This is a genomic window from Litorihabitans aurantiacus, from assembly GCF_030161595.1.
In the GTDB taxonomy this organism is placed as follows: Bacteria; Actinomycetota; Actinomycetes; order Actinomycetales; family Beutenbergiaceae; genus Litorihabitans; species Litorihabitans aurantiacus.
This window is the reverse complement of sequence record NZ_BSUM01000001.1, coordinates 1,171,997-1,194,693: the sequence shown is the minus strand read 5'-3', so window position 1 is coordinate 1,194,693 and position 22,697 is coordinate 1,171,997. Positions and strand designations below refer to the sequence as shown.

14 protein-coding genes, 1 tRNA gene and 5 pseudogenes are annotated in these 22,697 nt (G+C 72.1%); 8 read left to right on the top strand and 12 right to left on the bottom strand.

Annotated features, from left to right (window positions below; all coding sequences use genetic code 11):
• Nucleotides 1-22 precede the first annotated feature (22 nt).
• From QQK22_RS05555 to rpsA, 4 genes and pseudogenes are all read right to left on the bottom strand, one after another.
• Nucleotides 23-1,441: an aminobutyraldehyde dehydrogenase gene (locus QQK22_RS05555; protein ID WP_284250020.1), complete on the bottom strand. Its 1,419-nt coding sequence runs from the start codon at nt 1,439-1,441 to the stop codon at nt 23-25.
• Nucleotides 1,442-1,456: 15 nt separating this feature from the next.
• Nucleotides 1,457-2,905, bottom strand: a pseudogene (locus QQK22_RS05550) (NAD-dependent succinate-semialdehyde dehydrogenase).
• Between the two features lie 41 nt (nt 2,906-2,946).
• Nucleotides 2,947-4,235: pseudogene (gene gabT, locus QQK22_RS05545) on the bottom strand (4-aminobutyrate--2-oxoglutarate transaminase).
• 225 nt (nt 4,236-4,460) lie between these two features.
• On the bottom strand, nt 4,461-5,945 hold the full coding sequence (rpsA, locus tag QQK22_RS05540; RefSeq protein ID WP_284250017.1) for a 30S ribosomal protein S1: 1,485 nt from the start codon (nt 5,943-5,945) through the stop codon (nt 4,461-4,463).
• A gap of 257 nt (nt 5,946-6,202) precedes the next feature.
• Between rpsA and QQK22_RS05535 the strand changes: the two genes are divergently transcribed.
• Nucleotides 6,203-6,748 (top strand): hypothetical protein, encoded by a 546-nt coding sequence (locus tag QQK22_RS05535; protein WP_284250015.1) that lies wholly within the window; start codon nt 6,203-6,205, stop codon nt 6,746-6,748.
• Between the two features lie 67 nt (nt 6,749-6,815).
• Here the strand turns inward: QQK22_RS05535 and QQK22_RS05530 are convergent, their stop codons facing one another.
• Entirely contained in the window at nt 6,816-7,841 is a 1,026-nt protein-coding gene (locus QQK22_RS05530; RefSeq protein WP_284250013.1) for a 6-phosphofructokinase, read from the bottom strand.
• Nucleotides 7,842-8,176: 335 nt separating this feature from the next.
• Here QQK22_RS05530 and QQK22_RS05525 point away from each other — a divergent pair, with 335 nt between their 5' ends.
• Nucleotides 8,177-8,797, top strand: coding sequence for a class I SAM-dependent methyltransferase (locus QQK22_RS05525; protein WP_348525509.1), 621 nt, complete (start codon nt 8,177-8,179; stop codon nt 8,795-8,797).
• 6 nt (nt 8,798-8,803) lie between these two features.
• Here the strand turns inward: QQK22_RS05525 and polA are convergent.
• Nucleotides 8,804-11,442, bottom strand: a pseudogene (gene polA / locus QQK22_RS05520) (DNA polymerase I).
• Between the two features lie 108 nt (nt 11,443-11,550).
• Between polA and QQK22_RS05515 the strand changes: the two are divergent.
• Entirely contained in the window at nt 11,551-12,027 is a 477-nt protein-coding gene (locus QQK22_RS05515; RefSeq protein ID WP_431310133.1) for a PaaI family thioesterase, read from the top strand.
• Here QQK22_RS05515 and QQK22_RS05510 read toward each other — a convergent pair.
• The gene (locus QQK22_RS05510; protein ID WP_284250011.1) at nt 11,913-12,620 is read right to left on the bottom strand and encodes a GNAT family N-acetyltransferase; all 708 of its coding nucleotides are present in this window, start codon (nt 12,618-12,620) and stop codon (nt 11,913-11,915) included. The genes QQK22_RS05515 and QQK22_RS05510 overlap by 115 nt on opposite strands.
• Before the next feature lie 198 nt (nt 12,621-12,818).
• Here QQK22_RS05510 and QQK22_RS05505 point away from each other — a divergent pair, with 198 nt between their 5' ends.
• From QQK22_RS05505 to QQK22_RS05490, 4 genes and pseudogenes are all read left to right on the top strand, one after another.
• Entirely contained in the window at nt 12,819-14,294 is a 1,476-nt protein-coding gene (locus tag QQK22_RS05505) for a branched-chain amino acid ABC transporter permease (RefSeq protein ID WP_284250009.1), read from the top strand.
• Nucleotides 14,295-14,304: 10 nt separating this feature from the next.
• Nucleotides 14,305-15,288 carry a branched-chain amino acid ABC transporter permease gene (locus tag QQK22_RS05500; RefSeq protein WP_284250007.1) on the top strand — a complete coding sequence of 328 codons (984 nt, stop codon included), beginning with the start codon at nt 14,305-14,307 and terminating at the stop codon, nt 15,286-15,288.
• Nucleotides 15,281-16,260, top strand: a pseudogene (locus tag QQK22_RS05495) (ABC transporter ATP-binding protein). The gene QQK22_RS05500 and the pseudogene QQK22_RS05495 overlap by 8 nt, the downstream one beginning before the upstream one ends.
• Nucleotides 16,257-17,057: an ABC transporter ATP-binding protein gene (locus QQK22_RS05490; protein WP_284250005.1), complete on the top strand. Its 801-nt coding sequence runs from the start codon at nt 16,257-16,259 to the stop codon at nt 17,055-17,057. The pseudogene QQK22_RS05495 and the gene QQK22_RS05490 overlap by 4 nt, the downstream one beginning before the upstream one ends.
• A 527-nt stretch (nt 17,058-17,584) precedes the next feature.
• On the opposite strand, the gene QQK22_RS05485 is transcribed toward QQK22_RS05490, so the two are convergent.
• Entirely contained in the window at nt 17,585-18,871 is a 1,287-nt protein-coding gene (locus QQK22_RS05485) for an ABC transporter substrate-binding protein (RefSeq protein ID WP_284250003.1), read from the bottom strand.
• Nucleotides 18,872-19,032: 161 nt separating this feature from the next.
• Nucleotides 19,033-19,692 (bottom strand): ANTAR domain-containing response regulator, encoded by a 660-nt coding sequence (locus QQK22_RS05480; protein WP_284250001.1) that lies wholly within the window; start codon nt 19,690-19,692, stop codon nt 19,033-19,035.
• 23 nt (nt 19,693-19,715) lie between these two features.
• Here QQK22_RS05480 and QQK22_RS05475 point away from each other — a divergent pair.
• Nucleotides 19,716-19,789: transfer RNA gene (locus QQK22_RS05475), tRNA-Leu, on the top strand.
• A 77-nt stretch (nt 19,790-19,866) separates the two neighbouring features.
• Here the strand turns inward: QQK22_RS05475 and QQK22_RS05470 are convergent.
• The 3 genes and pseudogenes from QQK22_RS05470 to pyk form a co-directional block, all read right to left on the bottom strand.
• Complete coding sequence (locus tag QQK22_RS05470; protein ID WP_431310132.1) at nt 19,867-20,919, bottom strand: TIGR03862 family flavoprotein; 1,053 nt, start codon at nt 20,917-20,919, stop codon at nt 19,867-19,869.
• The gene (locus QQK22_RS19210) at nt 20,892-21,032 is read right to left on the bottom strand and encodes a hypothetical protein (protein WP_431310131.1); all 141 of its coding nucleotides are present in this window, start codon (nt 21,030-21,032) and stop codon (nt 20,892-20,894) included. Before QQK22_RS19210 ends, QQK22_RS05470 begins: the two co-directional genes overlap by 28 nt.
• Nucleotides 21,033-21,232: 200 nt before the next feature.
• Nucleotides 21,233-22,668: pseudogene (gene pyk, locus QQK22_RS05465) on the bottom strand (pyruvate kinase).
• Nucleotides 22,669-22,697: the final 29 nt, after the last annotated feature.

Genomic DNA, 22,697 nt, shown 5'->3' with positions numbered 1-22,697 from the left:
CGGCGAGGCCCGACCGTCCGCGTCACGCCTCCGTCGCCGTCATCACGTGCTTGACGCGCGTGTAGTCCTCGAGGCCGTAGACCGACAGGTCCTTGCCGTACCCCGAGTGCTTGAAGCCGCCGTGCGGCATCTCCGCCACGAGCGGGATGTGGGTGTTGATCCACACGCACCCCGCGTCCAGGTCGCCCGCGAGTCTCGCCGCCTGCGCGACGTCGCGGGTCCAGACGCTCGCCGCGAGCCCGTACTCGACGCCGTTCGCGAGCTCCAGCGCCTCCGCCTCATCGTCGAAGGGCTGGACCGTGAGGACCGGGCCGAACGTCTCGGTCTGCACGATCGCGTCGTCCTGGCGGACACCGGTCACGACGGTCGGCGCCAGGAAGTACCCGACGTCGCCGACACGACCTCCGCCCGTGGCGATGCGGGCGTGCGCGGGCAGGTCCGCGAGCACCCCGGTCACCCGGGCGAAGTGGGTCGCGCTGTTCAGCGGGCCGTAGTAGGCGTCCTCGGCGCCGCCGACCGTGAGCGCCTCGCTGGAGGCGACCAGGGCCTCGACCATCGCGTCGTGGATCTCGCGCGCCACGAGCACGCGCGTGACGGCGGTGCAGTCCTGGCCGGCGTTGAAGAAGGCGGCCCCCACCAGCGCCTCCGCCGTCGCCGCGACGTCGACCCCCGCGAACACGAGCGCGGGTGCCTTGCCGCCGAGCTCGAGGTGCGCACGCGCGAGCGTCCCGGCGGCGGCTCCCGCCACGGCTCGACCCGCCCGCACCGATCCGGTGATGGCCACCAGCCCGGGCGTGGGGTGGGAGGTGACCAGCTCGCCGGTGGAGGCGTCGCCGAGCACGAGGTTCACCACGCCGTCGGGCAGGATCCCCGCCGTCAGGCGGACGAGCACGAGCGTCGAGGACGGCGTCGTGTCGCTCGGCTTGATGACGACCGTGTTCCCCGCCGCCAGCGCCGGCGCGAGCTTCCACAGCGCCATCATGATCGGGTAGTTCCAGGGCGTGACCTGGCCGACCACACCGATCGGCTCGCGCCGTACCTGCGACGTGTGGCCCTCGAGGTACTCCCCCGACGCCGTACCCGTCATCGTCCGCGCGGCGCCGGCGAAGAACCGGACGTGGTCCGCCCCGGTGAGGACCTCCTCGGCGCGGATCGCCTCGCGGGGCTGGCCCGTCTCGCCGTGCTGGGAGTCGACGAGCTCGTCGGCGGCCGCCTCGATCGCGTCCGCCCAGGCGAGCAGCATCCGCTGCCGCTGCCCCGGCGTCGTGCGGCGCCAGGCACCCCGGGCGCGCGACGCCGCGGCGTAGGCGGCGTCGACGTCGACCGCGTCGCTCACGGGCGAGACCGCGACGACCTCCTCGGTCACCGGGCTCACGACGTCGAGCCGCCCCGTGCCGTGCGCGTCCACGAGACGACCGTCGATCCAGTTCTGCAGCACCATGGGTGGGTCTCCTTCTCAGGCGGGGGTGAGCGCGTACTTCACGGACTGGTACTCCTCCAGGCCCTCGGACCCGCCCTCGCGGCCGAGGCCCGAGGCCTTGACGCCGCCGAAGGGCGCGGCCGCGTTGGAGACGACGCCGACGTTGATCCCGGTCATGCCGGTCTCGAGTCGCTCCACGAGACGCTGCGCGCGGGCGAGGTCGCGCGTGTAGGCGTAGGACACGAGCCCGAACTCGGTGCCGTTCGCCAGCGCGACCGCCTCGTCCTCGTCGGCGAAGGTCTGGATCGTCACCACGGGTCCGAAGATCTCCTCGCGCAGGATCGCCGCGTGGGCGGGGACGTCGACGACGACGGCGGGGGCGAGGTAGCTGCCGCCGGGCGGCAGGTCGTCGGGCAGGTCGCGCGAGGTCAGGACCCGCGCGCCGGCCGCGACGGCGTCGTCGACCAGCGCGGTGATGCGCTCGACGGCGCGCGCGTCCACGAGCGGTCCGATCGTCGTGCCTTCCCGATCCCCCGGCCCGACCCGGAGCGCCTCGACCTGCGCCACGAGCCGAGCCGTGACGTCCGCCGCGACGGACTCGTGGACCAGGAAGCGGTTGGCGGCGGTGCACGCCTGCCCGACGTTGCGGAACTTCGCCTGCATCGCGCCCGCGACGGCGGCCTCGACGTCGGCGTCGTCGAACACGAGGAACGGCGCGTTCCCTCCGAGCTCCATCGACGTGCGCAGCACCCTCCGCCGCCTGCGCCAGCAGCGTGCGGCCGACCGGGGTCGACCCCGTGAAGGACAGCTTGCGCAGCCGCGGGTCGGCGATGATCGGGCCGCTCACGCCGCGCGAGTCGCTGGTGGGGATCGCGTTCACGACGCCGTCGGGCAGGCCCACCTCGCGGAGCAGATCGACGAACGCGAGGGTCGTGAGCGGCGTCAGCTCGGCGGGTTTGACGACGCTCGTGCATCCCGCGGCGAGGGCCGGAGCGATCTTGCGGGTGGCCATCGCGAGGGGGAAGTTCCAGGGGGTGATGAGCAGGCACGGCCCGACGGGCACCCGCGTGACGATCACCCGCCCGGTGCCCTCGGGGTTGCGCCCGTAGTGACCGCCGATCCGTGCCGCCTCCTCGCTGAACCAGCGCAGGAACTCCCCGCCGTAGGTGACCTCGCCGCGGGACTCCGCCAGGGGCTTGCCCATCTCCGCCGTCATGAGCGCGGCGAACTGCTCGCGGCGCTCCATCAGGAGGTCGAACGCGTCGCGCAGGATCGTCGACCGCGCGCGGGGGCGGTCGCGCCCCACTCCGCCTGCGCGGCCACGGCGGTGTCGAGGGCGGCGGCACCGTCGGCCACCGAGGCGTCGGCGACGGCGGCGATCACCTCGCCCGTGGCGGGATCGACGACGTCGAAGGTCGCGCCGGTCGAGGCGTCGCGCCAGGCGCCGCCGATGAAGAGCTGGTGCGGGGTGGTGGGTGCCGTCACGTCGGGTCCGTTTCGTCGGGGCGAGAAAGTTCGGACGGGTGTCAGGAGGCCGCGAGGGCGCCGAGCAGCACGTCGAGACCCTCGTCGAGGAGGTCGAGGGGGATGGTGAGCGGCGGGAGCAGCCGGACGACGTTGCCCCACGTCCCGCACGTCAGCACGATGACGCCCTGGGCGTGCGCGGCCGCGACCACGCGCCGGGTGAGGTCCGCGTCCGGCGCACCGCTCGGATCCACGAGCTCCATCGCGATCATGGCACCCCGGCCCCGGACGTCGCCGATGCGCGGGTCAACGGCCTGCGCGGCGCGCAGACGGGCGAGAACGCGTGACTCGATCGCGCGTGCCGCGCCCGTGAGATCGTCGGCCTCGTAGGTCTCGATGGCTGCGAGGGCGGCGGCGCACGCGAGCGGGTTCCCGCCGTAGGTGCCGCCCAGACCACCCGCACCCGGGGCCTCCATGAGCTCGGCCCGGCCGGTCACGGCCGAGAGCGGCAGCCCGCCGGCGATGCCCTTCGCCGTGACGACGAGGTCGGGGACGATCCCCGCGTGCTCGCTCGCGAACATCGCCCCGGTCCGCGCGAACCCCGTCTGCACCTCGTCGGCGACGAACACGACGCCGTGCTCTCGGCACCACTGCGCGAGGCCCTCGAGGAAACCGTCGGCGGGGACGACGAAACCGCCCTCCCCTGGATGGGCTCGATGATGACGGCGGCCAGGTCCTCGACGTCGACCTGCGTGGTGATGCGGTCGATCGCGCCCGCCAGCGCCTGCGGACCGGTCAGGCCGTCGCGGTAGGGGTAGGAGGTCGGCGCGCGGTACACCTCGGGCGCGAACGGGCCGAAGCCCTGCTTGTACGGCTTGACCTTGGCGGTCAGGGCCATGGTGAGGCTCGTGCGGCCGTGGTAGGCGTGGTCGAAGGCGACGACGGCGGTGCGCCCGGTCGCGGCGCGCGCGACCTTGATCGCGTTCTCGACCGCCTCGGCGCCCGAGCTGAACAGCGCCGTCCGCTTCTCATGGCCGCCGGGGGTGAGCGCGTTCAGCTTCTCGGCGACGGCCACGTACTCCTCGTACGGCGTGACCATGAAGCAGGTGTGGGTGAAGTCCGCGACCTGCGCCGTCACGGCCGCGACGACCCTGGGGGCGCTGCTGCCGACCCCCGTGACCGCGATGCCCGACCCGAGGTCGATGAGCGAGTTGCCGTCGACGTCGACCACGACACCACCGCCCGCCCGGGCCGCGAAGACCGGCATCGTCGTCCCCACGGCCGTGGGGACGGCCGCCCGCTTGCGGCGCATGAGCCCGGCCGAGATCGGCCCGGGGATCGCCGTCACCAGCGATCGGACCTGCGGGAGGTCACCTTCCCGCGGGGCTGCGCCGCACCCGTGCCGGACTCGCTCGGCGGGGAGGTGGTGGTGGTCACGTGGATCTCCTTCGGCGCGGTCGCGGGCCGCAGCGGTGCGGCTCCTCGCCCAGGGTAGACGCCGCCACCGACGACGACGGCGCCCGCCACCTCCGCAGAGGTGGCGGGCGCCGTCGGTGCTACGCGTGGAGCCTGAGGATCAGGCGCCGGTGAGCTTCTCGCGGAGGGCGGCGAGAGCCTCGTCGGACGCGAGCGTGCCGCTCGGGCCGGACGGCGTCGAGGAGTAGCTCGACGACGAGTCGCTCGACGAGGAGGAGCTGCTGCTGCTCGTGGCCTCGGCCGGAGCCTCGGCGTCGGCCTCGATCGCGCTGGCGACCTGCTTCTTGTGCGCCTCCCAGCGGGACTGGGCCTCGGCGTACTGACGCTCCCACTCCTCGCGCTGCGCGTCGAAGCCCTCGAGCCACTCGTTGGTCTCGGGGTCGAAGCCCTCGGGGTACTTGTAGTTGCCGGCCTCGTCGTACTCCGCCGCCATGCCGTAGAGGCTGGGGTCGAAGTCGTCGGAGCTCGGGTCCACACCCTCGTTGGCCTGCTTGAGCGAGAGCGAGATGCGGCGACGCTCGAGGTCGATGTCGATGACCTTGACGAAGACCTCCTCGCCGACCTTCGCGACCTGCTCCGGCAGCTCGACGTGGCGCACGGCGAGCTCGGAGATGTGCACGAGGCCCTCGATGCCGTCCTCGACGCGCACGAACGCACCGAACGGGACGAGCTTGGTGACCTTGCCCGGGACGACCTGGCCGATGGCGTGGGTCCGGGCGAACTGCTGCCACGGGTCCTCCTGCGTCGCCTTGAGCGACAGCGAGACGCGCTCGCGGTCGAGCTCGACGTCGAGGACCTCGACCGTGACCTCCTGGCCGACCTCGACGACCTCGGAGGGGTGGTCGATGTGCTTCCAGGACAGCTCGGAGACGTGGACGAGACCGTCGACCCCGCCGAGGTCCACGAACGCACCGAAGTTCACGATGGAGGACACGACACCCGGACGCACCTGGCCCTTGGCCAGCGTCGACAGGAAGGTCGAGCGGACCTCGGACTGCGTCTGCTCGAGCCAGGCGCGGCGCGAGAGGACGACGTTGTTGCGGTTCTTGTCCAGCTCGATGATCTTCGCCTCGATCTCCTTGCCGACGTACGGCTGGAGGTCGCGGACGCGACGCATCTCCACGAGGGACGCGGGCAGGAAGCCACGCAGACCGATGTCGAGGATGAGGCCACCCTTGACGACCTCGATGACGGTGCCGGTGACGACGCCGTCCTCCTCCTTGATCTTCTCGATCGTGCCCCAGGCGCGCTCGTACTGGGCGCGCTTCTTGGACAGGAGGAGACGTCCCTCCTTGTCCTCCTTCTGGAGGACCAGGGCCTCGACGACCTCGCCGACCTTGACGACCTCGTCCGGGTCGACGTCGTGCTTGATCGAGAGCTCGCGGGAGAGGATGACCCCCTCCGTCTTGTAACCGATGTCGAGGAGGACCTCATCGCGGTCGACCTTGACGATGGTGCCCTCGACGATGTCGCCGTCGTTGAAGTACTTGATGGTCGCGTCGACGGCGGCGAGGAAGTCCTCGGCCGAACCGATGTCGTTGACCGCGACCTGCGGGACAGCCGGGGCGGGGGTGGAGATGGTCATGTAGGAGAGACTCCGTTGCGGACAGAAGTAGTGCGGACAGGTGGTCGGCGCCGGTGATCGCCGCCAACCCGATCGCAGGCGATCAGGGCGCGACGGACGCACGGCACCGCCGAGAAGCCTACCGCGCGCGGGAGACCGCGGCAAAGCCGAGGCGTGACACGCTGATCTGCACCAGCCCCTGGCGCGTTCGTTACCAAAACGTTATGTTCGATGTGTCAGGCATCACCCGAACGTCAGGAACGAGAGGTGAACGAACCATGAGCACGACGCACACGTCGAGCAGCACTCGTCGCACGCTCCGCACCATCCTCACCGTCGGGGCCGCCAGCGCCCTCCTCGCCGCCCCCACCGCCGCCGCGTCGGCCGACACGGTCAGTCCGCAGGGTGTCTGCGGCGGCGAGGCGATCTTCGAGGTCCTCTCCTCGGAGAGCACGTTCACCCGAGTGGGTGAGACGCAGCACAACATCAACAGCACAGCGTCCCCGCAGACGGCGACCTTCAGCTCGCAGACGTCGGGCACCGTGTCCGTGTCGACGACGGCGACGATCTCCGGCGGGATCTCGACCGCCTTCGCCAAGATCGAGGCGAGCGTGGGGGTGACGGCGTCGGAGAGCCTGACCGTCACGACCGGGAACTCGACCACCGTGGACGTCCCGGCCAACTCCACGGCCTACGCGGAGTACGGCGCCAACACGGTGACGGTCCGCGGGAAGTCCTACACCCTGAACAACGCCTGCAACCCGATCAACGTCACCTACCCGACGATCACGGCTCCGACCTCGGTCGGCTGGAAGACCTACTGAGCGACGCCCGCCCCGCACGGGGCGACGAGACACGGCCCCGGGTCCCCGTGCGGGACCGGGGCCGTGCTCACGCCAGGGCGCGTGCGACGTCGAGCAGGCTGTCCGGCACGTGCTTGACGCGACCCGCCACCTCGGCGAGCGGGACCAGGACGACCTCGCCGTCCTGCACCGCGGTCATCACCCGGTCCTCGCCCCGCGTCACGGCGTCGATCGCCGCGACGCCGAACCGCGACCCGAGGATGCGGTCGGCCGCCGTCGGCGTGCCTCCGCGCTGGATGTGACCGAGGACGGTCACGCGCGTGTCGAACCCCGTCCGCTGCTCGATCTCGTGCTTGAGGCGGTCGCTGATGCCGCCGGCGACGATCTGCCCGAACTGACCGACCTGCATCTCGTAGTCCATCGACGTGCCCTCCGCCGGCGTCGCCCCCTCGGCGACCACGACGATCGAGAACGAGGCGTGCGCGCGGTGGCGGTGCTTGAGGAAGCGGACGACCTGGTCGATGTCGAAGGGACGCTCCGGCGCCAGGACGATCTCGGCGCCGCCGGCGATCCCCGCGGTGGCGGCGATCCAGCCCGCGGTCCGGCCCATGACCTCGACGATCATGACGCGGTTGTGGGACTCCGCCGTCGTGTGGATGCGGTCGATCGCCTCGGTCGCGATGGTGACGGCCGTGTCGAAGCCGATCGACGACTCGGTCGCCCACACGTCGTTGTCGATCGTCTTGGGGATCGCAACGACCTTGACGCCAGCCTCGGCGACCTTGCTCGCGGCGTGCAGCGTGCCGTCCCCGCCGATGCAGATGAGGGCGTCGATGTGCTCGTTCTCGATCGTCGACATCACGGCGTCCATCCCGCCCTCGACGGCGTGCGGGTGGAACCGCGCCGTCCCCAGGAGTGTGCCGCCGATCGGCAGCACGTTGCGGATGTCGGCGCGCGTCAGCGGCTGGATGTCGCCCTCGGCGACGCCCTTCCAGCCGTTGCGGAACCCGACGATGTGGTGCCCGTGCTCCCCCACACCACGCTTCACGACGGCGCGGATCGCGGCGTTGAGGCCGGGGACGTCGCCGCCTCCGGTGAGCAGTCCGACTCGCATGGGCAGGGGTCTCCGTCTCGCTGGGGATCGTGGGGAGGCCGCCGTCGGCGTGCCGGATCCAGACTATCGCCGGGCGCGGCGCGCGCCGCGAGACGAAGGTCCCGGACGGAGGATGGCGGGGTGACTGACGACGGACGGACGCCGCCCCCGCTCCCCCGCTGGCCGAGGCGGGGTACGGCCCCGTCGAGCACGACGCCGGCGCGACCGCCCGGCGCTGGTGGGACGCCGAGGCCGGCGACTACCTGGCGGAGCACGGTGACGCGCTGGGCGACGTCTCGTTCACCTGGGGCCCCGAGGGCCTCACGGAGCTGGACGCCGAGGCGCTCGGCACACCCGTGTCGCTCGCCGCCGCCCGGGTGCTCGAGGTGGGCGCGGGCAGCGCACCCTGCGCCCGGTGGCTCGCGAGCCGCGGGGTCGACGTCGTGGCCAGCGACGTCTCCGGCGGCATGCTCGCGGCGGCGCGCGAGGCCAACCGGCGCACCGGGGTGACGCTCCCCCTCGTCCAGGCCGATGCGCTCGCGCTGCCGTTCGCGGACGCGAGCCTCGACGTCGTGTTCACGTCCTACGGCGTGGTGCCCTTCGTGCCTGACGTCGGTGCGCTGCACCGCGAGGTCGCGCGCGTCCTGCGCCCGGGCGGGCGGTGGGCGTTCTCGACCACGCACCCCGTGCGGTGGGCGTTCCCGGACGACCCGGGACCGGGCGGGCTCACCGCGACCCGCTCCTACTTCGACCCCACGCCCTACCGCGAGCTCGACGACGGCGGTCGCGTCCTCTACGCCGAGCACCACCGCACGCTCGCCCAGCACCTGGCAGAGGTGACCGCGGCCGGGCTGACCCTCACCCGCATCATCGAGCCCGAGTGGCAGCCCGGGCGCAGCACGTGGGGTGGCTGGAGCGAGCTGCGGGCCCGGCACCTGCCGGGCACGCTCCTGGTCGTGGCGGACCGGCCCGCGTGAGCTCGTTCAGTGACCGGCGTCGCGCCAGGACCGGCCGAACCCGACGCTGACGTCGAGCGGGACCTCGAGCGCCGCCGCGGCCCCCATCTGCGTGCGCACGAGGTCGGTGACCTCCTCGCGCTCGCCCGGAGCGACCTCGAGCACGAGCTCGTCGTGGACCTGGAGGAGCAGGCGGGAGGCCAGGCCCCGACGCTCGAGCTCGCCGGTCACACCGATCATCGCCACCTTGACGACGTCGGCCGCCGACCCCTGGATCGGCGCGTTCAGCGCCATCCGCTCCGCCATCTCGCGCCGCTGGCGGTTGTCGCTCGTGAGGTCGGGCAGGTAGCGCCGCCGGCCGAGGATGGTCGACGTCCAGCCCTCGCCGCGCGCCTCGTCGACGACGCCGGTCAGGTAGTCGCGCACACCTCCGAACCGGTCGAAGTAGTCGTCCATCAACCCCTTGGCCTCGCCGGCGCTGATGCCCAGCTGCTTCGACAGCCCGAACGCCGACAGGCCGTAGGCGAGCCCGTAGGACATCGCCTTGATCTTGGCGCGCATGGCCGAGGTGACCTCGGCCGGCTCGACGTGGAAGACCCGCGACCCGACGTAGCGGTGCAGGTCCTCGCCGGAGCGGAACGCGTCGATCAGACCCTCGTCGCGCGAGAGGTGCGCCATGATGCGCATCTCGATCTGCGAGTAGTCCGCCGTCAGCAGGCCCTCGTACCCCTCACCGACGACGAAGCCCTCGCGGATGCGATAGCCCTCGGCCGTGCGGATCGGGATGTTCTGGAGATTCGGGTCGGTGGAGGACAGTCGTCCCGTCGCCGCGACCGTCTGCTGGAAGGTGGTGTGGATGCGGCCGTCCGGTGCGACGGACTTCAGCAGGCCCTCGACCGTCTGCCGCAGCCGGATCGCCTCGCGGTGCGCGAGCAGGTTGCCGAGGAAGGGGTGCTCGGTTCGGGCGAAGAGGTCGGCGAGCGCATCCGCGTCCGTGGTCCAGCCGGTCTTGGTCCGCCGCGTCTTCGGCATGTCGAGCTCGACGAACAGGACCTCCTGGAGCTGCTTGGGCGAACCGAGGTTGACCTCGTGCCCGATGGCCTCGTAGGCGCCCAGCGCGGCACGCTCGACCGCGGCGTCGAACTCACCCGCCAGACCCTCGACGTAGGCGACGTCGGCGGCGATCCCCGCGCGCTCCATGCCGACGAGCGTGGCGAGGACGGGCAGCTCGACCTGGGCCATCAGGGCCGTGGCGCCGCGCGAGGCGAGATCGGTGCGCAGCGGTTCGGCCAGCTCGCGGACCGCCACGGCGCGTGCCGCCGCCGTGCGGGCGCCCGAGTGGTCGCCGTCGAGCCCGAGGTCGAGCATGCCGTCGGACTCCGCGTCGACCCCGGTGGGCAGCTCGCGCTGCAGGTAGCGCACGGTGAGGTCGCCGAGGTCGTAGGTGCGCTGGTCGGGGTGGCACAGGTAGGCGGCCAGCAGCGTGTCGACGGCGACGCCGGCGAGCGTGAGGCCGCGACCGTGCAGCGCGTGCGAGGCCGTCTTGGCGTCGTGCACCGCGATCGGGGCCGCGGGGTCGGCCAGCCACGCACCCAGGGCCTCGAGGTCGGCGTCGTCGATCGTGGCGAGGTCGAGCGCGACGGACGTGCCGCTCTCGTCCGCGATCGCCACCGCCCACGCGTCGCCGCCGCCCTGCAGGGCACGACCCGCGACGTCGAGCCCCAGCTCCTGGCCGGCGCGGTCCGCCAGCCACGAGCCGAGGTCCCCCGGGGCCAGGTCCGTGACGGTCAGCGCGAGGCCCTCCACCGACTCGGCCGCGGCGTCGTCCTCGGGGAGCATCTGCAGCAGCCGGTCGCGCAGCACCCGGAACTGCAGCGCGTCGAAGACCTGGTGGACCGCCTCGCGGTCGATGGGCGCCCGCGCGAGGTCCTCGAGCGTGAGGGCGATGTCGACGTCGCGCAGCAGTCCGTTGATCTGACGGTTGGTGACCACCTGGGCGAGGTGGGTGCGGAGGTTCTCCCCGCCTTCCCCTTGATCTGGTCCGCCGAGGCCACCACGTTCTGGAGGCCGTCGTAGGCGGTGATCCACTTCGCGGCCGTCTTCGGCCCGACGCCGGGCACGCCGGGGAGGTTGTCGCTCGTCTCGCCGACGAGCGCGGCGAGGTCGGGGTAGCGCTCGGGCGGGACACCGTACTTCTCCTCGACCGCCTCGGGCGTCATCCGAGCGAGGTCCGAGACCCCCTTGCGCGGGTAGAGGACGGTGACGCGGTCGGTCACGAGCTGGAAGGTGTCGCGGTCGCCGGAGCAGATGAGCACCTCGGCGCCCCGCTCCTGCGCGCGCGTCGCGATGGTCGCCAGGACGTCGTCGGCCTCGATCCCCTCGATCCCGAGGTGCGGGACCGTGAGGGCGCCGAGCACCTCCTGGATGAGCGCCACCTGCCCGCGGAACTCGTCGGGCGACGCCGAGCGCGTGCCCTTGTACTCGGGGTACTGCTCGGTCCGGAACGTCGGACCGGAGCGGTCCCACGCGACGAACACGTGCGTCGGCTTCTCGTCGCGGACCAGGTTGATGAGCATGGAGGTGAAGCCGTAGACGGCGTTCGTGGGCTGACCGTCGGTCGTCGCGAAGTTCTCCACGGGGAGCGCGAAGAACGCGCGGTAGGCCATCGAGTGCCCGTCGATCAGGAGCAGCTTCGCCCCGTCGACCAGGTCGATCGATGTGGTGGCCGGTGCGTCGATGTCGTCGTGGTCGCTCACGGTGCCAGCCTAGGTGGCATGTCCGACATCGAGACCGACGACGCCCCCCGGGCGACGGCGCCCCGCCCGGCCGCGCTCCCCCGCACGCACGGCACGCTGATCGACAGGCTGGGGATGGAGATCGACCCCGACTCGGTCTCCCCGTCCTCCTGCACCGCCCGCATGCCCGTCGAGGGCAACACCCAGCCCTTCGGGCTGCTGCACGGCGGCGCGACGGCGGCGCTCGCCGAGACGGTGGGCTCCTACGCCGCCCAGGCGCACGCGGGCCCGGGACGCTCCGCCGTCGGGCTCGAGCTCTCGATCACCCACCACCGCGGGGCGCGGGACGGGACCGTCACCGCCGTCGCGACCGCGGTCCACCTGGGTCGCACCAGCGCGACCTACCTGGTGGAGGTGACCGACGAGGCCGAGCGACGCATCAGCTCGGCGCGCCTGACCTGCCTCCTGCTCGACGGCGCAGGCTCGCCGCCCGCGTCGACGTCCGGCGCGTCCTGACCGCCGGCACCGTCCACCAGCGGCAACCCGCGGGGCGGCGTGCTCCCGGTCATGGCGCGCCGCCGCGCGATGAGCGACTCCAGCCCGGAGCGCGGCGCGTCGTGGTCGAGGCGGCGCTGGAGGACGGCGGTCGCGCAGGAGCGCCGGGACCCGACGGCGGAGAACCCGAGGCGGGAGAGGAATCGCTGCTCGCTGCGCGAACCCGAGACCGGCAGCGTGACGATCGTGGCGACGTCGGCGCCTGCCGCGAACGCCACCTGGTCGGACATCAGCGCGCGACCGACGCCGCGGCGGCGCCACTCGGGCCGGACGAAGAGCACCTCGATCTGGAGCCACGGCACCTCGGCGAACAGACCGGGCTGCTGCACCTGCGAGATCGCCGCCCCGACGTGCACGTCGCCGACCGTCGCGACGGACACCCGGCCCGGGTGGTGCTCGACGAACGCGCGCAGGCGTTGCAGCAGCACGCCGGGGGCCGGGACGCCGAGCTGGGCACCCATCGGGTGCTCCCCTCCGGCCTCTCCCAGCACGACGGCGAGCATGGGGAGGTCGCCGGCCTGCGCCGACCGAACCACGACCTTGTCACGACCCACCGGTCCACTCCCTTGCTGCTCGAGCCCCGGGATGGAACATTACGCCCAGCGTGACAACCTGGTGTCCCGCTCTCGTTAACACGATCGTCACACTCGACAACCCGTCTGACACACGACGGGCCTAGGTTCTGCCAAGCCGAGCGCCGCCCCGAGGCGGTGAGCGGCGACCGACCTCTGCCCCACGACTTGGAGCTGCTCGTGCTCGACACAGCCCACCGAGCCGCGCCCCGCCGACACCGGCGGCGCGGCATCGGACTCCGTCCCGGCATCCTGCTGGGACTGCTCGTCACCGCCCTGCTCGGCATCGTCGCCGTGCCCGCGGTGGCCGCCCCGACCGACGCCGCGTGCGTCCCCGACACCTCGACCGCCTGCATCCAGGGGACCCTGCGCACCTCCGGCGGGGACCCCGCCGTCGGCGTCCGGTTCACGGTGACCGGCCCCGCGGGCGAGTTCGAGGCCACCACGAACGACGCCGGCCAGTGGAGCGTCGCCGTCACCGAGGCCGGCCCCTACGACGTCACCCTCGACGAGGCCACCCTCCCCGCCGGTGAGACCCTGCGCGACCCTTCCGGCAATCCCAAGACCGTCCAGGCGGACCTCGGTCGTCGCCCGGGCGCGCTGTTCGCGCTCGGCGACCCCGCCGCGGCGCCCGCGCCGTCGCCGACCGCGTCCAGCGACGCCGGCTCGGGCGAGGGATCGGGCGACGAGCCCGCCTCCCCCGCCCCGGCACCCGACGCCGGCGCGGGTTCGGAGGCGGGCGCGTCGGGCGAGAGCGCGGCGGCCGAGAGCTCGGGGAACAACCGGATCCTGCAGCTCGTCGTCTCCGGTCTCGTGTTCGGCCTGCTCCTCGCGCTCGCCTCGGTGGGCGCGAACCTCATCTACGGCACCACGGGCCTGAGCAACTTCGCGCACGGTGACCTCGTGACGCTGGGAGGCCTGCTGGCCTTCTCGGCCGTCCGCTGGTGGGGTATGCCGCTGTGGTCGGCCATCATCCTCGCGACCGTCGGTGGCATGGTGATCGGGTGGGTGCTCGACGCCGCGATCTTCGGCCCCCTGCGCCGCCGCGGTGTCGGTGTGACGCAGCAGCTGATCGTGACGATCGGTCTCGCCCTGGCGATGATCAACCTGTACCTCGTGCTCTACGGGGCCAGCCCGCTGCCGATCGTCTCGAGCATCTCCGAGCGGATCAACCTCGGACCGGTCTCGCTCTCGCAGCAGACGATGGTCTCGGTGGTGATCGCCGGTGTCGTGCTCGCGGCGGTCGCCCTCGTGCTCCAGCGGACCCGCATCGGTCGTGCGACGCGCGCTGTCTCCGACAACCCCGCGCTCGCCGCCGCCTCGGGCATCAAGGTCGCCTCGATCATCCGCGGCGTCTGGGTCTCCTCGGCGGGACTGGCCTCCCTCGGCGGTGTCCTCATGGGCCTCTACCTCGGGTCGACCCGGTTCAACTTCGGGTCGGTCCTGCTGCTGCTCATGTTTGCCGCGATCACGCTCGGCGGTCTCGGCTCCCCGCTGGGCGGCCTCCTCGGGGCGCTGGTCATCGGGCTCGTCGTCGAGCTCTCGACCCTCGTGCTCCCCAACGACCTGCGCTACGCCAGCGCGCTGGTCATCCTCATCGTCGTCCTGCTCGTGAGACCGCAGGGCATCCTGGGCCGAGCCCAGCGGATCGGATAGGTGCTCGATCATGGACTTCGCATCCCTGCTCACTGACGTCCTGCGCGAGGCGACGGGCCCCACGGCCATCGCCTACGCGCTCGCGGCCATCGGACTCAACGTCCACTTCGGCCTCACCGGCCTCATCAACATGGGTCAGGCCGGCTTCATGCTGCTGGGCGCCTACGGCTTCGCCATCTCGACCATCGCCGGGCTCCCGCTCGTGGTCGCGTTCCTGATCGCCGTCGCCGTCGCCGTCGTGTTCGCGCTGATCCTCGGACTCCCGACGCTCAAGCTCCGCGGCGACTACCTCGCCATCGTCACGATCGCCGCCGCGGAGATCGTCCGCTTCATCGGACGGTCCGTCGGCCTGAACGACCTGACGGGCGGCTCCCAGGGCCTCCTCGGGAACCAGTTCAAGCACACCTTCGAGGGCGCCTCACCCTTCGCCGACGGGCTCGTCGCGATCGGTCCGATCTCGCTCCAGATGAACTCCTCCAACTCCTGGTGGCTGCGGATCGTGGGATGGAGCCTGGTGGCGCTCGCCTGCCTGATCGTGTTCCTGCTGCTGCGCAGCCCGTGGGGCCGCGTCCTGCGCGGCATCCGCGAGGACGAGGACGCCGTGCGCTCGCTCGGGAAGAACGTTTACACGTTCAAGCTCCAGGCGCTCGTGCTCGGAGGCGTGTTCGGAGCCGTGGGAGGGATCGTCATCTCGCTGGCGAGCTCGGTGCAACCGGACTCCCTCGGCCGCCCCGTCACGTTCAACACCTGGACGATCCTGCTCCTGGGCGGTGCCGCCACCGTGTTCGGACCCGTCCTCGGGTCGATCCTGTTCTGGGCGGCGCTCGTGCTGGTCCGCGGGATCATGCGTGGCGTCATCCCCCCGGACGTCCTGTCCTCGACCGAGATCGAGCCGCTCGGCTTCGTCCTGGTCGGCATCACCCTCGTCCTGCTGATCGTCTTCCGACCACAGGGGATACTCGGAGACAAGAAGGAGCTGGCGATCAATGGCTGAGTCACCCGTGACGACCCCGTCCACCCTCTCGGGCCCCGACGGCGGCGTGGTCGACGTCCAGGCCGCGCGCGCGGCCCTGGCCGGAGTCGCCCACTCCCCCGGCGTCGCCAAGCCCACCCCCTGCTCGTGGCCGACGGCGTGCGCCGCACCTTCGGCGGAGTCAACGCGGTCGACGTCGAGCACCTCGAGGTGCAGAGCAACGTCATCACCGCGCTCATCGGGCCGAACGGCGCCGGCAAGACCACGTTCTTCAACCTCATGACCGGGTTCGACCGGCCCGACGCCGGCACGTGGACCTTCGACGGAAAGTCCCTCGCGGGCATCCCGGCGTCCCGCGTGTCGAAGTCGGGCATGGTCCGCACGTTCCAGCTCACGAAGGCGCTCTCGCGCATGACGGTGCTCGAGAACATGCGGCTCGGCGCGCGTGCGCAGGTCGGCGAGGGCATGGGCGCGGCCCTGCTGCGCCCCCTGTGGCGCAGGCAGGAGCGCGCGATCACCGAGAAGGCGATGGACCTCCTCGTCCGCTTCAAGCTCGACGCGAAGAAGGACGACTTCGCCGGATCGCTCTCGGGCGGTCAGCGCAAGCTGCTCGAGATGGCGCGGGCGCTGATGTCCGACCCGACGCTCGTGATGCTGGACGAGCCGATGGCCGGCGTGAACCCGGCGCTGACGCAGTCGCTGCTCGGTCACATCACCGACCTGCGCGACAGCGGTACGAGCGTGCTGTTCGTCGAGCACGACATGCACATGGTGCGTCACATCTCCGACTGGGTCGTCGTGATGGCCGAGGGCAAGGTCGTCGCGGAGGGTCCGCCCAAGGAGGTCATGGACGACCAGGCCGTGATCGACGCCTACCTCGGGTCGCACCACGACACCGACCTCGGCGACGACTCGCTGCTGGACGAGGACACGACGATCTCCGCCGAGGCGATGGCCGAGGCAGAGGCTGAGGCGCAGGAGGACGCGAAGTGAGCACGACGATCGACCGCGAGACGGTCCACCGCGGCGCGCCGTCCGGCGAGCCGCTGCTGTTCGCCGACAACCTCGAGGCCGGGTACCTCCCCGGCGTCAACATCCTCCAGGGCTGTTCGCTCGTGCTCCACCCGGGCGAGCTGGTCGGCATCATCGGCCCGAACGGTGCCGGGAAGTCGACGCTGCTCAAGGCGCTCTTCGGCCTGGTGAACATCCGCTCGGGCAGCCTCACCCTCGAGGGGCAGGAGATCACCAACCTCCGCGCCGACGCGCTGGTCAAGCGGGGCGTCGGTTTCGTCCCGCAGACGAACAACGTCTTCCCGAGCCTGACGATCGAGGAGAACCTGCAGATGGGCGTCTACCAGACGCCCGCGAAGTTCGCCGAGCGGGTCGGGGTCGTGATGGACCTGTTCCCCGAGCTCGGCAAGCGCCGTCGGCAGCGCGCCGGGGCCCTCTCGGGCGGTGAGCGACAGATGGTCGCGATGGCCCGGGCGCTCATGCCCGAGCCGTCGGTCCTCCTGCTCGACGAGCCGTCGGCGGGTCTGTCCCCCGTCCGCCAGGACGAGGCGTTCCTGCGCACGCGTCGGATCAACAAGACCGGTGTCTCGGTCATCATCGTCGAGCAGAACGCGCGCCGCGCGCTGCAGATCTGCGATCGCGCCTACGTGCTCGACCAGGGACGCAACGCCTACTCCGGGCCCGGTCGCGAGCTGATGAACGACCCGAAGGTCATCGAGCTGTACCTCGGGACCCTGGCGGCCGACGTCGACGCGGCGCGCGCCGCCGAGGACGCCTGAGCCAGGGCTCTCACCGAGGCCCGAGACGCACGACGGCGCCCGCCTCCCCTCGGGGAGGCGGGCGCCGTCGTCGTCCCACCACGACCCCGCGCCTGCAGCAGCGCGCACGCGCCCCAGCGCCTCTGTGCCCCGAGGCCCCCTCCCTCGCGCCGGCGCACGCGCATGACGCCGCGGCCCGGACCCCCGCGGCCACGCACCACGCGGGGGGATGCCGAGGAAGGACCAGGGGTCGTGGGGAAGGACTGCTCTGGTCCTTCCCCACGACCCCTGGTCCTTCCTCAACGGAGGGTGGCGCGATGGACGGCCGTCTGCTCGAGGACGTCCAACGGGGCTGCGGAGACGTGGGGAGGCCCGGAGCGACCTGGGAGGGGCGAGGGTGAGGAGGAAGCACGACCGGACCGGGCAACCGGGTAGCAGCGAGCCACGGGCGCAGCGGCGCGCGAGCGGACCGCAGCACGACGACGGCCCCGGTGCAGGTGCACCGGGGCCGTCGGGTGCCGAGCGGGCTCAGCGTGGTTCAGCGGCGATCAGGAGGAGGGAACCTCGCCCTGGACCGACTCGACGAACGTGTACGTGTTGTCGGCGCCGAACTGGTAGATGCCGATGAACGCCGAGGACGGGTCGTTGGCGTCGTTGAACGGACCGACACCGGAGACGGCCTGGTAGGCGATGTCCTCGCCGTCCTCGATCAGCGCCGAGCACTCCTCCCAGCCGGTGCACTCGGTGCCGCCGTCGGCGCCCGAGACGGCCGCCATGTTCTCCTGGATCGCCTGGCCGGAGGCCTCGCCACCCTTGAGCGCGGCGAGGGCCGCGAGCATCGTGGCGTCGTAGGACTCGGCGCCGTAGGAGAAGTCGTTCAGGCCCGGGTCGACCTCGAGCAGGCGACCCTGGAACTCCTCGGTCGGGAAGGCACCCGGGAGGGTGCCCTTCGCGCCCTCGAGCGTGCCTTCGGGGAAGCCGACGTCACCCTCGGTGCCGAAGTTCTGCAGGTTGCCGTCGACGAAGTAGACGCGGCTCATGTCCCAGCCCTGCGCGGCGAGCTCGCGCACGATCAGCGGCGTCTGCGTCGTGAACGCGATGACCGCGATCGCGTCGGGGCTCGCGGCGATGGTGTCGGAGACGATCGAGGAGAAGTTGCTCTCGTTGGGGTCGAACTCCTGGCCCTGCGAGCCGTAGACGAGCGTGCCGCCGGCCTCGGTCACGACACCCTCGACGACGTCGCGCAGCGAGGTGCCGTAGGGGTCGTTGAAGACGATGGTCGCGACGTCCGCGGCGCCGTCGGCGATCATGAGGTTCGCGAGCGCGTCACCCTGGACCGTGTCCGGCGGCGCGGTGCGGAAGTAGAAGTCGCTGTAGCCCGAGAGGTCGGTGGCCGTGTTGGCCGGCGAGATCTCGACGATGTTGGCGCCCGTGATGTCGTCGATGACGTTGAAGGTCACGCCCGAGGAGGCGGCGCCGATGATCGCGTGCACGCCCTCCGAGATGAGGCGCTGCGACGACTCCGTCGCGACGGCCGCGTTCTCGGTGTCGGAGGAGTCCGTGTGGGTCACCTGGACGTCACTGCCGAAGATGCCACCGGCCTCGTTGATCTCCTGGACCGCGAGGTCGACACCCGCGATCTCGGGCGGGCCGAGCTGGGCGAGCGAACCGGTCACCGGCAGCAGCGTGCCGATGTGGAGGGCGTCGCCGCCGCCGTCGCCGGAGCCGCCGCCGTCGGTGTCGGTCGAGTCGCCCTCGTTGCCGCTGCTGCACGCAGCCAGGACGAGCGCGACAGCGCCCGCAACCGCCGCGACGCGCGCGATGGATCGGTTCATGTGGTTCTCCTTGTCATGGCCAGCCACCGGACGGCGGCACGGTCGTAGGGGAAGCACACCTCAGTTGTGTGTCGGGCGTGTGACGCGATAGTCACGCTGCTATCACGGTTGACAACGATGCGGTAACGCCCGCTGCCGCCGCGCACCCGACAGGGACGGCGTCAGTCCTCGTCGCCGACCTGGTCGATGACGGCGTCGGCGACCTCGCGCATGGTGAGTCGGCGGTCCATGGACGTCTTCTGGATCCAGCGGAACGCCTCGGGCTCGGTCAGGCCCATCCGGGTCATGAGGAGGCCCTTGGCGCGGTCGACGCGCTTGCGAGTCTCGAAGCGGTCGGCGAAGTCGGCGACCTCACCCTCGAGCGCCACGATCTCGGAGTGGCGGTGGAGGGCGATCTCGATCGCGGGCAGCAGGTCTGCCTGCGTGAAGGGCTTCACGACGTAGGCCATGGCTCCGGCGTCGCGAGCGCGCTCGACCAGCTCGGTCTGCGAGAACGCCGTGAGGAGCACCACGGGCGCGATGCGGTCGCGGCCGATGCGCTCGGCGGCGGAGATCCCGTCGAGGACGGGCATCTTCACGTCCATCACCACGAGGTCGGGCTTGAGGTCGGTGGCGAGCTGCACCGCGGTCTCGCCGTCGCCGGCCTCGCCGACGACGTCGAAGCCCGCGTCCACGAGCGTCTCCACGACGTCCATGCGGATGAGGGCCTCGTCCTCGGCCACGACGACGCGCCGACCCCGGCCGATGCCCGCGGGGGTCTCCTGCGACTCGTCCTGCGGGGCGGCGTCGTCGGCGGCGAAGTTCTCGTTCTCGGTGCTCACCCGGGTAGCCTAGTGCCCCGCGCGCCCCGGTAGCCCAACTGGCAGAGGCAGTCGGCTCAAACCCGGCACAGTGTGGGTTCGAATCCCACCCGGGGCACCCCCGTCGCACCCGTCGGACCGGCCGTGACGGCCCGTGACCTGCGACGACACCCCAGACGGTCGGTGACGGAGCCGTCAGTGAGATGGCTCACGAACGTCGGCCGAACCGCCTCCGGCGAGGTGTCGCAGAGCCCCGCGCCCCGCCTGCGCCCCGGTGCTGAAGCACGCCTGGAGCAGGTACCCGCCCGTCGGCGCCTCCCAGTCGAGCATCTCGCCCGCCAGGAAGACACCCGGGAGCCGACGCAGCATGAGGTGCTCGTCCACCTCCGACCACGCCACTCCCCCGGCGCTCGAGATGGCACGCTCGATCGGCATGGTAGCCGTCACCGTCACGGGGGCGGCCTTGACCAGTGCGGCGACGACGGCGGGGTCGGCCGGCAGCGCACCGCCGCCGGCCTCGCGCAGCAGACCGATCGCCGCGAGATCCAGCCCGAGCGTGCGACGCAGCCAGGTGGTGCCCGAGTCCCGCGGGCGACGGCGGCGCAGGCGCCCCTCGAGGTCGCCGGCGGTCGCGTCCGGACGCAGGTCGACCTCCAGCGTGCAGGTGCCCCGGGCGTCCAGCGCCGCGCGGACCGCCGCGCCGAGCGCGTAGACAGGGCCGCCCTCGACACCCGTCGCCGTGAGCATCGCGTCGCCGCGCACCTCGGCACGGCGCTCTCCCCGCACGCGCAGCGCCACGTGCTTGAGGGGGACCCCGGCGAAGCGCTCGACGAACACCTCCGACCACGCCACGCGCAGCCCGACGTTGGCGGCGCGCCAGGGGGCGAGCTCGACACCCCGTACCGCGAGATGGTCGGTCCAGGAACCGTCCGAGCCGAGACGCGGCCACGACGCACCCCCGAGCGCCAGGACGACGACGTCGGGCGCCACCGTGCGCACGTCACCGTCGGGCGCGGCGACCAGCAGCGCGGGCGGCCCGCCCGACGGTGCCGCCCCGTCGGCCCACCCGACCCAGCGCTGCCGGGTCTCGATCCGCACCCCCTGCTCGGCCAGTCGCCCACGCCACGCGCGCACGAGCGGGTTGGCCCGGAACGCCTCGGGGAAGACCCTTCGGCTGGACCCGACGAAGGTCGGCTGTCCGAGCCCGGCGCACCACGCCCTCAGGTCGGCGGGGTGAACGCGTCCCACCCAGGTGCCAGGTGGTCCGCAGCAGCGCCGTAGCGGCGCAGGAACACCTCCCGCTCGTCGGTGTGGGTGAGGTTGAGACCGCCGTGGCCCGCCAGGAGGAACTTGCGCAGCACCGACGGCATGCGCTCGTGGACCGTGACGGCCGCTCCCCCGCGGCGAGCACCTCGGCCGCCATCAGCCCGGCCGGACCACCGCCGACCACGCTCGCCGTCGGGCGCACGTCGTGCCCGCCGAGCGGCGACGTCGGGGGACGCCGACGGCCGGCCTCCCCGAGGGAGACCGGCCGTCGTCGGGACCCGGTGCGATGACCGGCTCAGGCCTGCGGCTGGTGCCGGTCGGTGTCGTCACCGATCGTGTGCACCTGCACCAGGTTGGTGGTGCCGGAGCGGCCCACCGGGGCGCCGGAGACGACGACCACGCGGTCGCCCGGGGCGACGTAACCGCCGTCCTGGAGCGAGGCGTCCACGGCCGCCACCATCGCGTCGGTGTGCGGCACGGTCGGGGTGACGATCGTCGTCACGCCCCAGCTGAGCGCGAGCTGGCGGCGCGTGGCGGCGTCGGGCGTGAACGCGATGAGCGGCAGCTCCGAGCGCAGGCGCGACATGCGGCGCGCCGAGTCGCCCGACTGCGTGAACGTCACGAGGTACTTGGCGTCCAGCGTCTTGCCGATCTGGTTCGCGGCCGCCGTGATCACGCCGCCGCGCGTGTGCGGCGTCCACGTGAAGGCGGCGATGCGCTCCAGGCCGTGCTCCTCGGTCGCCTCGATGATGCGGGCCATCGTGCGCACGCAGTCGATCGGGAACTGGCCCACGGAGGTCTCGCCGGACAGCATGACCGCGTCCGCGCCGTCGAGCACCGCGTTGGCGCAGTCGGACGTCTCCGCGCGCGTCGGGCGCGGCGAGCTGATCATCGACTCGAGCACCTGCGTGGCGACGATGACCGGCTTGGCGTTGCGACGGGCGAGCGCGACGGCCTCCTTCTGCACGAGCGGCACGCGCTCGAGCGGGAGCTCCACACCGAGGTCGCCGCGGGCGACCATGATGCCGTCGAACGCGTCGACGATCTCGGCGAGGTTGTCGACCGCCTGCGGCTTCTCGATCTTCGCGATGACGGGGGCCTTGTAGCCCTCCTCCGCCATGATCGCCGCGACGTCGTCGTAGTCCTTCGCGCTGCGCACGAACGAGAGCGCGATGAAGTCCGCACGCAGGCCCAGCGCCCAGCGCAGGTCCTCCTCGTCCTTGTCGCTCATCGCGGGCACGGAGACGGCCACGCCGGGCAGGTTGATGCCCTTGTTGTTCGAGACGGGCCCGGGGACCTCGACGACCGTGACGACGTCGGTGTCGGTCACGTCCGTGACGCGCACGGTGACCTTGCCGTCGTCGATGAGCAGGCGGTCGCCCGGCGTGCAGTCGCCCGGCAGGCCCTTGTAGGTCGTGCCGACGAGCTCCTTGGTGCCCTCGACGTCGCGCGTCGTGATGGTGAAGACGTCGCCGACGGCGAGGTCGTGCCTGCCCTCGACGAACCGCTCGAGGCGGATCTTCGGACCCTGGAGGTCGACCAGGATCGCGACGGCGCGGCCCGCGCGGTCGGCCGCGGCGCGCACGTGCTCGATGATCTCGGCGTGCTCGGACGCCTCGCCGTGGCTGCGGTTGATGCGCGCGACATCCATGCCGGCGTCGACCAGCTCCTGGATCTTCTCGGGGAGGCCGTCGCGGGGCCCATGGTGCAGACGATCTTTGCTCTACGCATGTCTTCAGCCTAGTTGGGGTCGGGAGTGC